Consider the following 12,654-nt stretch of genomic DNA (forward strand, 5'->3'; position numbering starts at 1 on the left):
GTTTCCTTCCGTGGGATGACGGGCGGCGGGCCGGGTGCTACGGCACCCTCTCCGCCGGGCTGGACGGGGGACTGCCCCCCGTCACCCGGCGGGTGACGAAGCGCAGATCGAGGATGGCGGCGCGGGCGGGCGCCGGCCGGGCTTCCGCCTGCGGCCGGGGTTCCGCCTGCGACCAGGGTTCGGCCTGCGGGCGGGGTTCCGGGGCGGGGCCGCCGTCCGGCTTTCGCTCCAGCCACAGCCGCCGTCGTGTGTAGGCGGGCGCGGGCAGGGGCTCGCGCACCGCGACGCCGGACGGCCGCTCGGCGGGGTCGAGGGCGGAGGCGACGAGATGGGCGTTGGTGCCGCCGAGCCCGAAGGAGCTGAGCCCGGCCACCCTCCGCCCGGGCGGCGCCGTCCACTGCTCGGCCGAGGTCACGGGCCGGAACGGCGAGTGGGCGAAGTCGAAGCGCGGATTGGGCGTCTCGCAGAACAGGGTGGGCGGCACCACCCCGTGCTCCAGGCTCAGCGCGACCTTGACCAGCCCCGCCACACCGGCCGCGCTCAGCAGATGGCCGACGTTGGCCTTCAGGCTGCCGATGGCGCAACGGCCGTACGGCTCCTCCGCGCCGGCGAACGCGTCGGTGAGGGCCTTGAGTTCCATGGGGTCGCCGATCCTGGTGGCGGTCCCGTGCGCTTCCACCAGCCCGATCTCCTCGGCCCGGCGGCCGGCCGCGGCCAGCGCCTTGCGGACGACGTCGGTCTGGGCGGCCGGGTTCGGCGTGGTCGTCCCCATGGTGTGGCCGTCGTTGTTGACGGCGACCGCCTCGATCACCGCGTGGACGCGGTCGCCGTCGCGCAGGGCGGCGGCCAGCGGTTTCAGCAGGACGGCGCCGCAGGCCTCCCCCGGCACGATCCCGTCCGCCTTCTCGTCGAACGGCCGGCAGCGACCCGTGGGCGACAGCACCCGCGCGGCGCTGAACTCCAGGTAGGGCCGCTCGTCCAGGAGGATCTCCACCCCGCCCGCCAGGGCAAGTTCCGCCTCTCCGGACAGCACGCTGCGGCACGCCAGCTGCACGCTCACCAGGGAGGACGAACAGGCGCTGTCCACCACCAGGCTGGGCCCCCGGAAGTCGAAGCGGTGGGCCACCTGGGCGGCCAGGAAGTTCTGGTCGGACTGGAGCACGTCCGGGCGCAGGGGCGCGCGCAGCGGGTAGGAGGAGATCCGCCCGCCGACGAAGACGCCCACGTCCCGGCCGCGCAGTTCCTCGCCCCGGTAGCCGGCGTCGGCGAGACAGTCCCGGGTGGCCTCCAGGAACAGCCGGATCCCCGGGTCCAGCACGGTCGCCTCGTCGTCGGTGAGCTGGAAGGGCTCCGGGTCGAACAGGTCCAGCCCGTCCAGGAACCCGCCCCATTTCCCGGTGCTGCGGCCCAGTTCGTGGTCGGGGCGGTAGTAGGCCCGGGTGTCCCAGCGTCCGGCCGGCACCTCGGTCACGGAACAGCGGCCTTCGAGCAGGTTGCGCCAGAAGGCGGCGACGTCGGGGGCGCCGGGGAACCGTCCGGCCATGCCGATGACGGCGACCCTGCCGTCGGTACCGCGGCCGGCCGAGCCGGCCGAGGAGACGGTGGCGGGGGCTGCCGTCGGCGCCGGGACCGCCGGCCCGGTCCGCGGCGCGGGCCCCCGGGTCGCGGACTCCGCCGTCGTGGCGACCGGTTCGGCGTGTGGGGCGAGGCCCACGGAGGTCAGGTGGTCGTGCAGTTGCTCGACCGAGGGGTGTTCCAGCAGCAGCGACGGGGGAAGGCGCTTGCCTACGGCCTCCTCGACGTGCTCCAGCAGTTCGCCCAGCATCACGGACTCCACGCCGAGATCGGTGAAGTCCGCAGTGATGTCGAGGTCCGTCTCCGGGGTGCCGAGCACCGCGCACACCAGCGGGACCAGCCATCCGGGACCGCTGTCGGCGGGCGGGGCCTCCTGCGCCGGGGGCGCGTCCGCCACCGGTCCGGCCGGCGCCTCACCCGTCCGGGTGACCAGCAACGTCTCGGTGTCCAGGGAGGAGTCCAGGGGGACGGCCGGCAGGACCGTGCCGCCCCAGGGCATGGCGATCGCCTGCTCCAGGATGCGCAGCCCCGCCGCGTCGTCGACGGTGTCCAGACCGACCGGGGCGCAGACGTTGTCCTTGCCGCGTGCCGCTCCGCTCTGCGTCCACATCGGCCAGGCCACGGAACGGAAGTGGCCGGCGCCGCGGCGTACCCGGTGGGACAGCAGCAGGTCCATCGCCGCGTTGGCCGCCGCGTAGTCGGTGACGCCGACGGCGAGGCGCGGGATCAGGGCGCAGGCCGAGGAGAACGCCACGAAGAAGTCGAGCCGGTCGCCCGCGCACAGGCCGGCCAGTGTCTCCAGACCCTCGGGCTTGGGCGCGAACGTGGCGCGGACGGTGGCGGTGTCCTTGCCGACGAAAGCGGGCCGGCCGTCGCCGGGACCGCCCGCGCAGTGCACCACGCCCGCGAGGGGACCGAGTTCGGACCGCACCCGCTCCAGAAAGGCGCCGAGGGCGGCCCGGTCGGTGAGCGGACCGGTGTGGACCAGGACGCGCGCGCCGAGCTGTTCCAGTCGCCGTACGCCGACGACGGCCTCCGCCTCGGCGGCGCCGAGCGCCCCGGCGGCGTCCCACCGGTCACGGGGCGGCAGCGGCCGGGCTCCGAGCACCGCGATCGCCCGCGCTCCGCGCTGGACGAGATGTGCGGCGATCCGGGCGCCGATGCCCCGGGTGCCGCCGGTGACGACGTAGGCGCGGCCGGGGTCCGGTTCGAGCGGGGCGTGCCGGGCCAGGGTGGGGCGCAGGACGGGTTCGTAGCGCAGTCCGTGCCGATGGCAGACCTCGGCCCGGTCGCCCGGCCGGTGCCATTCGCCCCACAGCGAGGCGGCCAGCCGTTCCGGGTCGGCGGTGGGCAGGTCGGTGTCGAGGACGGTGGTGTCCAGTCGCCGGTACTCGGCGCCGAGGCAGCGCAGGAACCCGGCCATGCGGGCGCCGGACGGGCAGGGGTCGGGCCCGTCGAGGTCCTGAAGGCCGCGTACCGCCTGGACGCCGCGCAACCGGGCGCCCGGCCGGGCGCCGACGAGCCGGCGGATCATCAGCAGGCGGGCGGTCCACGGGCCGGGGTCGTCGGGGTCGGGCCGGTCGAGGTCGGTGAGGTCGATCCAGCCGGCGATCACCGGGTGGCGGGCGAGCAGGTCGTCGGTGACGGCGTCGGCCTGGCCGTCGTCGCCGAACTCCCCTGCGTCGCCTGGACAGTTGCCGTCGTGGACGAGGACCGGGACGAGGGTGCCGGGCGGCGCCGTGCGCGCGAGCGCGTCGGCCAGGGCCCGGGTCGCGGCGCCGAACAGGCACACCACGACGCCCTCGGCGGGACCGTTCCCGGCGGTCGCCTCGCCGGTGGGCAGCCACTCGCGGCGCAGCAGCACGGTGTCGTCGCCGTCCTGTCGAGGGGCCGGTGTGTCACGCGGGGACCCGGTGGCGGGCGAGGCAGGGGGCCCGCCGGCGTCGTCCTCCTCGCGGATCCAGCACCGCATCCCGGCGAAGGGGTAGGTCGGCAGGGTGGTGACGCGCGGCACGGCGCCGGTGTACAGCCGGGCCCAGTCGACGGGTCCGCCGCTCACCCAGTGCCGGGCGACCGCGGCGAGGTCGGGGTCGGGACCGTCCGGCAGCAGACGCCCCTGGGGCCGGCCACCGTGCGGCGCCCGGCCGCGCAGGACGCCCGCGGCGTCCGTGTGCCGGCCTGCCGCGAACTCCGTCAGGCGGTCGGCCGCCTCCGCCGCGTCGGTGGCGAGGAGCGCGAGCCGCACGCGCAGCGGCTCGCGGCCGATCTGGAGGGTCCAGGCGATGTCGGCGAGTGCGACAGGCTCCGGGCGGCGCAGCCAGGCGGCGAGGCGGGACGCGGAGTCCTTCAGCCGCTCCTCGTCGTGTGCGGAGAGCACGAGCAGCCGGGGCGCCGGGGCGGTGTCCGTGCGGGGCTGCGCGGGGAACTCCTCCAGCACGACGTGGGCGATGGTTCCGCCGGCGCCGAAGGAGCTGATGCCCGCGCGCCGGGGCCGCGGTGCGCCGTCGGGTCCGGTCGGCCGCTGCCAGGGGGCGGCGGTGTCCTGGGCGCGGAACGGCACGGCGTCCCAGTCGATGTTCGGGTTGAGCCGGTCCACGTGCAGGGTCGGGGCCAGCGTGCCGTGTTCCAGCTGGAGCAGGCTCTTGGTGAGCGCGGCGATGCCGGCCGCGGCCTCGGCGTGCCCGATGGCGGACTTCACCGAGCCGATGGGCAGCGAGCCCGGCGGACGGTCGTCGCCGCCGAAGACGCGGGTGAGACCGTCGATCTCGACCGGGTCGCCGAGTGCGGTGCCGGCGCCGTGGGCCTCCACGTAGTCGATGTCGGCGGGTCGCAGTCCCGCGTCCGCGAGGGCGTCCCGGACGACCTCGCTCTGCGCGACGGGGGACGGCACGATGTAGCCGTTGGTGCGTCCCGCGTGCACCACTGCGGTGCCCCGGATCACCGCGCGCACCCGGTCGCCGTCGGCCAGGGCCCGGGCCAGCGGCTTCAGCACCAGCACGCCGACCGCCTCGGCCGGCACGAATCCGTCGCCGCCCGCGCCGAAGCTGCGGCAGCGCCGGGAGCTGGAGGTCAGGGACATGAGCCGCTGCTGGACGAACTTGTTCGGGTGCAGGGAGAGGTTGACGGCCCCGGCGAGCGCGATCTCGCAGTCTCCGGCCCGCAGTGCGCGCACGGCCAGGTGCAGGGCGGACAGCGAGGAGGAGCACATGGTGTCGACGGCGAGGCTGGGACCGTGCAGGTCGAGGACGTAGGAGACGCGGTTGGCGATGTTGCCGAGCGCGCCGCCGCTGTAGGCGGAGCGTCCGCGCAGGGTCTCCTCCACGCCGAAGAAGGCGTAGTCGGCGTACATGGCGCCCGCGTAGACGCCGACGCGCGACCGGTGCTGTTCGCGCAGTCGTTGCCGGGGGTAGGCGGCGTTCTCCAGAGCGGCCCAGGCCGTCTCCAGGAAGAGCCGCTCGTGCGGGTCCATGAGGGCGGCGTCGCGGGGGGTGATGCCGAACAGCAGCGGGTCGAAGCGGTCGACGCCGTCGAGGAAGCCGCCGGTCATGTCCTCGACGGGCCAGCCGGGCCGGTGCCGGTGGGCGGGCAGGCCGGTGACGCAGTCGTGTCCGGATCTCAGGTTGGCCCAGAACGTCTCCAGGTCCGGGGCCTGCGGGTAGCGGCCGGCGACGCCGATGACGGCTATCGCGCCGTTGCTCCCCCCGGCCGGGGCCGGAGCAGGGGCAGGGGTGGGGACAGGGGGCGGGGGCGGGGGCGGGGCAGGGTCCAGGGCCGCGGCCGATAAGGGAGCGGGGTCCGTCCGTACGGTCTCCGACTGTCCGGGGTCCGTCCGTACGGTCTCCGACTGTCCGGGGTCCGTCCGTACGGTCTCCGACTGTCTGGATTCCGACTGTCCGGTGTCCGTCCGTCCGGTCTCCGTCCGTCCGGTCTCGGGCGTACGGCGCGGGGCGGCTCCGCAGCGGCGTACGGCGTCCTCGGCGACGTGTGCCATGTCGCGGTGCTCGAAGAACAGGGTGCGGGCGCCGACCCCCCAGTCCTCCTCCAGCAGCCGGTTGAGTTCGCCGATCTGCAGCGAGGTGAGCCCGTACTCCACGAAGGGCGTGTGGGCGTCGAGTTCGCTCCGGGGTATCCCGGACACCTCGGCGTACCGGTCCAGGAGGGCCGTCTCCAGGTCGGCCACGCACGGATCTGCCCCCGCGTCCGATGCGGTGGCGACGGCGAGTGCCGAAGGGGACCGCGGCACGGGCGCGTCGGCGGCGGTGAAGGGGTACACCGGCAGGGCGACGCGGGCGCGTGGCGTGTGCCAGTAGGTCTCCCAGGTCAGGTCGGCACCCTCGGCCCACAGCCGGGCCGCCTCGGCGGCGGTGCCGGGCGGGCCGGCCGGCGCCCGGCCGGCCCGCCCGGTGTGGACGGCCGGGTCGGCCCGCCCGGCGAGGAAGGCGCCGAGCGCGGCGACGACCCCGGCGAGATCGTGGTGGACGACCGCCAGCCGGTGCCGCATGGGCACCCTGCCGGTCTGGGTCGTCCAGGCCACGTCGGCGACGGCGGGCGCCCGCTCCTGGCGCAGCAGCCGGGCGAGCCGGTCGCGCAGGCCGTGGGCGGCGCGGGCGAGCCGCTCCGGGTCGCCCGCCGACACGAGGACGACGCACGGGTCGACCGGCGCCGTCCCGTTGCCGCCGGACGGGGTGTCCGGGGGGACGCGCGTACCGCCGTGGGGTCGGGTGTCGATGTCGGTGCGCTCCATAGGGTTCATGCCGTCTCACTCCACGGGTGTCGACCTCGGCTCGGTCCGTGTCGGTCCGGGCACGCCGCGTGCCCGTGGGGTCCCGTGGGCGGGACGCCGTCGTCCGTCGCAGACCGTATCGGCGATTGCTTGCTGTGCCACTGGTTCATGGGCGCGTTTCGGCCCGGTTCGGGGCCCTCGCGGTCAGCAGTTCCGCCGCGTTTGTCAGGAGATGTCCGACGACCGCGTCCGGGGTGCGGGCGGTCCACGCGGCCAGCGCGGTGCCGGACGTGACGCGGTTGAAGTGGGTCAGATCCGGGTCGCACGGCAGCTGGTGGTCCAGGGGCCGTACGGGGTCGCCGCCCGGCGTGCGGCGGGCGGTCTCACGCGCGTACCAGCGGAACACGTCGGCCGTGCGCAGGCGGCCGTCGGCGCTGGCGGCCGCCGGCAGCGCCGTGGCGGGTCCGCCCAGCAGATGTTCCTCGATGTGCCGGCGCCGGTGCTCGGGGACGTCGGCGAAATACCGGTGTGCGCGCAGTAGCCGGTGCAGCAGGCCGGCCCTGGCAGGGAACAGGGTGCCCCGGCGGACGACCCGTGCGGGAACGCCGAGAGTGGCGTGCCGTTCGGTGGGGGCCCAGGTGACGTCGTCGTCGCCGGCCCCCGCGAGGGTGTGCTTGAGGGCGACGGCGAGCCGGGCGGCCGGTGAGCAGGCGGTGAGCGAGGTGGAGACGAGGAAGGCGGCGCCGAGCGCGAAGGCCGTGGCGGCCTGTTCGGGCGTGCCGACGACACCGCACAGACCCACGTGCACGGGCTCGGGCCCGGGGCTTCGGGCGGCGAGCGCGGCGACGGCGGGCAGGAGCTGGTAGGCGTCGGCGCCGTCGTCGTGCCAGCCCCCCGGCGCCTGGACGGCCAGGTCGGAGGCGACGGGCAGCACGCGGGCGGCGTCGGCCTCCGCGGCCGACAGGCCTTCGGTGCGCACGAGTTCGGCGAGCAGGGCCGCGGAGGGCGGGCGCAGGAAGGCCGCGGCCTGGTCGAGGCCGGTGACGCGGGCGATGACGTGCCGTACGGCGACGGCAGCGCCGGCCGGACCGCGGCGGGCGCCGGTGAAGCGGAAGCGGACGAGCGCCGCGTCGGGACCGTGCGGGTGGTGGGCCTCGACGTGTCGCACCCCGTGGGCGAGCAGCGCGGTGACCTGTTCGTGCGCGTCCGGTCCGGGGCGCAGTCCGATCCCCCACCCCTGTCGTCCCGCGCCGCCGAGGGACAGGCGGTCCGGGTCGCCGAGGGCGGGATCGGCGAAGGCCGCGAGACCGGCGGCCCGTGCGGCCCGGCAGACCTCGTCGCCCACGGCCCCGTCCCCGGTCCCGGACACGACCCACGCCAGTTCGGCGCCGTACCGCTCCCGGAACCGCGCCGAGCCGAGCCGCTCCTTGGCCACCGGGACGCGGCGCGGCACAGGGGGCGGCACGCGGCGCGGCACGGGGGGCGGCGCGGAGGGCCGTCCCGTCCCACCCGTGGACCCCCGCGTCCGCGGCGCCGCCGCGCTGTCACCGCCCGGCTGCGGACCGGGGGTCGCGTCCGTCTCCGGCCGGGCCCCGGCGTTCTGTCCGGTTCGCGTCGCCGAGACCGCTCCGGCACCGGCATCCGTGCCCGCTCCGGCACGAGTATCCGCGCTCGTGCCGTCCCTGGCCGCCCCGCCGCCGCCGTCCGGCGGCCCCTGCGGGCCGGCCGCGCCCGGCGCCAGTTCCGTGCGGGCCGTCGCCCACAGCTTCGTCAGCACGCTTCCCGGGCCCAGCTCGACCAGCTCCGTGACCCCGTGGTCGACGAGGTGGGCCAGGCTGTCCCACCAGCGCACCTCCCGGCACATGTGTTCGCGCAGCCGGAGAGCGATCTCGCCGGCGCGGTGGGGGCGGGCGGTGACGTTGCAGATCACGGGAACGCGGGGCTCGTGGAAGGTGACGGCGTCGAGGACGGTTCCCAGTTCGTCGGCCGCCTCGGCCATGTAGCGGGAGTGGGCGGCGACGCTGATGTGCAGCAGCACGCACTTGCCCGCCCCTTCCCGGCGCAGTACGGGCGCGAGGGCGCGGACGGACTCCTCGGGGCCCGAGAGGACGGTCTGCACGGGCGAGTTGTGGTTGGCGACGTCGATGTCGTCCGCGCCCTCACGGCGCATGACCTCCCGCAGCCGGTCGATGCCGAGTCCCACGACCGCGAGCATGCCGCCCCCGCTCGCCCGGCTCATGATCTCGGCGCGGGCCACGACGAGTCGCAGTCCGGTCTCGAAGTCGAGGGCGCCGGACGCGTAGAGGGCGGTGTACTCGCCGAGGCTGTGGCCGATCATGCAGTCGGGCTGCGGCTCGCGGGCGGCGCGGTCGAGGTACGTCAGCGCGCCGACGGTGTAGAGCACGGGCTGCAGGACGCGGGTGTCGCGCAACGCGGCCTGGTCCGAGCAGAGTTCGGGCACCGAGCGGCCGAGTACGGCCTCCGCCCGCGCGAGCGTCCCGGGGTGGCGGTCGAAGAGGCCGGCTCCCATGTTCTTGCGCTGGGAGCCCTGGCCGGGAAACGCCCACACGACTCTCATCGGCCCTCTTCCCCGTGCGGCGTTCGGCGGGGGGCGGGCCCGGGCCCGGCGCTCACCGCTCCCACGGATAGCGCCCTTCGGCGGCGAACCGTGCCATGCCCTCGCGGACGCCCGGCGCCGCGGCGAGCCGGGCGAACTCGGTGACCGCGCGCCGCTCGGTCTCGGCGGTGACGGGGTGCAGCGCGGACAGGTACTGCTTGGCCTCTCCGATCATCCGGGCGTCGACCTTGGTCAGCCGCGACAGCAGTCGGCGCACCAACGGGGCGGCATCCGGGGACAGTTCGTCGGCGAGCCCCCGGTCCACGGCCTCCCGGGCGGTGAGCGGCAGGGTGGTGAGGGTCATGGAGCCGGCGGTGCGGAAGCCGGTGCGGCGGACCAGGAACGGGAGCACGCTGCACGGCAGCAGGCCCCACAGTGCCTCGGGGAGGCTGAACACGCCGCGCTCGGTGGTGTGGACGAGATCGCAGGCCGCGGCGAGTCCCACGCCGCCGCCGGTCACCCGCCCGTCCACGCAGGCGAGGGTCAGTCTCGGCGTCTCGGTCAGCCGGCGCAGCAGTCCGAAGAACGCGGACCCGGCCGCCCCCCGGCCCGGGTCGCCGTCGTGGTCGGACGCCGCGGGAAACTCCGCCGCCGACTCGGCCATGTCCAGCCCGTTGCAGAACACCTGCCCTGGCGAGTCGAGCACGACCAGCCGGCAGGCGTCGGACTTCTCGGCGCCGTCCAGGGCCTCGTGCAGGTCCGCGATCAGGGCGGAGTCGACGGTGTTGCCGCGCTCGGGCCGGCTCAGGGTGATGCGCAGGACGGCGGGGTCCTGGCGCCCGACGCGGACGGTGCCGTGGCTCATCGGTCGGTCAGCTCCAGGAGTAGAGGCGGTGGAAGTTCTCGATACGGTCGAGCGTCAGCAGCCCGGCGCCGTCGAAGAGGTCGCCGTACAGGTCCGCGTAGGGCTTGGTGTCGACGTCCAGGTCCCGCACGCCGAACGCGCGGTCGCCGCCGAGTTCGGTGACGGCGTCGTACTCCTCCATGGTCAGCGCCCGCCGGGCGTCGAGGGCGGCGCCGATCCGCATCCGGCCGGCGGTGGCCACCGCCTCCTCGCCGAGCACGCCGCTGAAGAACTCCGAACCGCACCCCGAGCCGTAGGAGAACAGCCCGATGCGGCACGGTGTCTCGGGAGCGCCGTGGTCGAGGAGGGAGCACAGGGCGAGGTAGAGCGAGGCGGAGAAGAGGTTCCCGACCCGGGAGCCGTAGTGCAGGGTGGGCGCGACCCGGCGGGCGAAGTCCTCGGCCGCCTCGCGCGGTCCGAGGCCCTTGTGGGTGCGCAGCAGCTTGCGGTGCGCACCCTTGACCATGCCGGCGAACGGGGTGTGCAGGACCAGGTGGGCGAAGCTGTCCACCACGTCGGCGCCGGCCACCCGTTCCCGGTAGGCGGCGAAGCTGCGTTCCAGGCAGGTCAGGTACGACAGCAGGGAGACGTCGGAGTCGACGAAGTCCAGGTCGGGGCGGGGCCGCAGGGTGTCCATCACCTCGAAGGTGTGCAGGCCGCTGGCCCCGGGGTCGAGGTCCAGGACGTGCGGTCGGCGGCCGACCAGGAGGGCGACGGCGCCGGCGCCCTCGGAGGGTTCCCAATAGGTGCCGCGGGCCGCCGCGCTCGGCGCGTCGGCGGCGATCACCAGGGCCTTGGCGGTGTCCACGGGTGAGGCGCCGATGATGCCGGCGGCGGTCTGGAGGGCGGCCGTGCCGCCGTAGCAGGCGTGTTTGACCTCGAAGGAACGGCAGCGCGGGCTGAGGCCGAGGTGGTGGTGGATGTAGGTGGAGATGGGTTTGCCGAGGTCGAGGCCCGACTCGGTGCCGACGACGAGGAGTTCGACGGCGTCGCGTTCCCCGGGGGTGAGCCGGTCGACGAGGGGCCTGGCCGCGTTGACCGCGTTGGTGACCGCGTCCTCACAGGGCAGGTTGACCGACTTCTGACGCATCATCAGGTTGTCGAACCGGGTCATGTCCAGGCCTCGGCCGCGGAAGAGCTCCGCCACGTCGAAACAGGCGCGTGCCACATAGGCGTTGATCGCCTCGATGCCGACAGCCATGGTCGCTCCCGCGGTCGGGGGCCTGCCACCGGGCCCCGGCTCTCGGTTGTAACCTTCGCGGGCGTCGCGGCTCTGCTCACTTTTGCACGGCAGGGCACTTCGGTGCGCCGCAGGCTCGGTACATCGCCACCGCACGTCCGACGGCCGTGGGCCGGAACCGGGGAGGCCGCCGTGCCCGAGGAGACCCCGCCGCCCCCTCGTGTCGCCCTGCACCATGCGGTCACCGGCGTCCCCTTCGCCCACGTGTGGGCCGCCGCCCCGGACGCCTACGGCGACCACGCCCTGCTGTCGGAGGAGGAACGGCGGCGCTCCGGCGCCTTCCGCAGGGAGGGGGACCGTCGTCTGTACGTCGCGGCCCGCACCCTGCTGCGGACCGCGCTCAGCCGCTGCGTTCCCGAAGTCCCGCCCGTCGGCTGGCGTTTCACGACGGGTCCGCACGGGCGTCCCGAGACCGCGGGGCCGCCCACCGTGCCGCCGCTGCGTTTCAGCGTCGCCCACGCTCCGGGCCTGGCCGTGTGTCTCGTCTGTCCCGAGCTGGACTGCGGCGTCGACGTCGAGACGGCCGACCGCTCGGTGGACCCGGTGCGCGTGGCGCGCACGATGTTCCATCCCCGGGAGAGCGCGCGGGTGCTCGCGGCTCCGCCCGCCGAGCGGAGCGCCGTGTTCCTGCGGCACTGGACGCTGAAGGAGGCGTACGGCAAGGCGCGGGGCCTGGGCTTCCTGCTGCCCCCGGACTCCTACGCCGTGACCCCGGACGCGGCGGGCGCGCCCCGCCTGGCCGCAGCCGACGACGACGGCCTGCTGTGGCAGTTCGCCCAGTGGCCCCGGGGCGACCGGCACGTCGTCGCGGTGGCGCTGCGGCGGGGCCACGGGCCGGACGTGACGGTGGTCCGGCACCCCGGCCCGCCGTGACGTGCGTCAGGACACCGTCTGCCGGATGTCCTCGCGCAGATCCTGCCGCAGGTCCGAGCACAGCGGCTCGGGCAGCCCGGCCAGGTAGAAGTGGCCGCCCTCGTAGACCCGCATCCGGAACGGGCCGTCGCTCATGGTCTCCCACAGCCGCAGTTCCAGCGGGGTGACCTCCGGGTCGTGGTCGCCGGTGAAACCGGACAGCGGGCAGCGCAGCCGGGGGCCGGGCAGCGGCCGGTAGCTCTCGTTGAGGTGGAAGTCGGCACGCAGCGCGGGCAGGAACATCCGCATCAGGTCGCGCTGGCTCATCACCTCCTGGGGGGTGCCGCCCAGCTCGGCGACGACCCGCAGGAAGTCGTCGTCGGCGAGTCCCGCGAACGGGGGACGGCGGGCCGCCAGATGCGGGGCGCGCCGTCCGGACACCAGCAGCCGGCGGGGGGCGCGCGCCGGATCGTCCTGGAAGCGGCGGGCGACCTCGTAGGCGATGGCCGCCCCGGTGCTGTGGCCGAACAGGGCATACGGCCGGTCCAGGTGGGGAGCGAGGCCCGCGCAGAGCGGGTCGATGAGATCCTCCATGCTCCGGTGGGCCGGTTCGGCGACGCGGGTCTCGCGGCCCGGCAGGATCACCGGGCACACCTCGATCTCCGGCAGCAGTTTCTCCCGCCACGGCCGGTAGAAGCCGCCGCCGCCACCGGCGTGGGCGAAGCAGAACAGGCGCAGCGGTGCGTCCTGGGTGGCGTCGCCGCTCTTCAGCCAGGTACCGGTCACCGCTGTCCTTCCGTTCG

6 protein-coding genes are annotated in these 12,654 nt (G+C 75.4%); 1 reads left to right on the top strand and 5 read right to left on the bottom strand.

The genetic code is table 11. The features are described 5' to 3' along the window. Positions 1–37 precede the first annotated feature (37 nt). The 4 genes from Sri02f_RS19245 to Sri02f_RS19260 all read right to left on the bottom strand — a co-directional run bounded on the left by Sri02f_RS19245 (position 38) and on the right by Sri02f_RS19260 (position 10,960). Positions 38–6,328: a beta-ketoacyl synthase N-terminal-like domain-containing protein gene (locus Sri02f_RS19245; RefSeq protein WP_109002553.1), complete on the bottom strand. Its 6,291-nt coding sequence runs from the start codon at positions 6,326–6,328 to the stop codon at positions 38–40. A gap of 136 nt (positions 6,329–6,464) precedes the next feature. Continuing rightward, positions 6,465–8,876: an acyltransferase domain-containing protein gene (locus Sri02f_RS19250; protein ID WP_109002554.1), complete on the bottom strand. Its 2,412-nt coding sequence runs from the start codon at positions 8,874–8,876 to the stop codon at positions 6,465–6,467. A 52-nt stretch (positions 8,877–8,928) separates the two neighbouring features. Further along, on the bottom strand, positions 8,929–9,720 hold the full coding sequence (locus tag Sri02f_RS19255; RefSeq protein ID WP_109002555.1) for an enoyl-CoA hydratase-related protein: 792 nt from the start codon (positions 9,718–9,720) through the stop codon (positions 8,929–8,931). A 7-nt stretch (positions 9,721–9,727) separates the two neighbouring features. Further along, positions 9,728–10,960, bottom strand: coding sequence for a hydroxymethylglutaryl-CoA synthase family protein (locus Sri02f_RS19260; protein WP_109002556.1), 1,233 nt, complete (start codon positions 10,958–10,960; stop codon positions 9,728–9,730). Positions 10,961–11,131: 171 nt separating this feature from the next. On the opposite strand from Sri02f_RS19260, the gene Sri02f_RS19265 reads away from it, so the two are divergent. Further along, positions 11,132–11,872 carry a 4'-phosphopantetheinyl transferase family protein gene (locus Sri02f_RS19265; RefSeq protein ID WP_159106745.1) on the top strand — a complete coding sequence of 247 codons (741 nt, stop codon included), beginning with the start codon at positions 11,132–11,134 and terminating at the stop codon, positions 11,870–11,872. Positions 11,873–11,878: 6 nt separating this feature from the next. Here Sri02f_RS19265 and Sri02f_RS19270 read toward each other — a convergent pair whose 3' ends face one another. Next, positions 11,879–12,637: a thioesterase II family protein gene (locus tag Sri02f_RS19270; protein WP_109002557.1), complete on the bottom strand. Its 759-nt coding sequence runs from the start codon at positions 12,635–12,637 to the stop codon at positions 11,879–11,881. Between the last annotated feature and the right edge of the window lie 17 nt (positions 12,638–12,654).

Source organism: Streptomyces rishiriensis (assembly GCF_003112535.1).
Lineage (GTDB): Bacteria > Actinomycetota > Actinomycetes > Streptomycetales > Streptomycetaceae > Streptomyces > Streptomyces rishiriensis.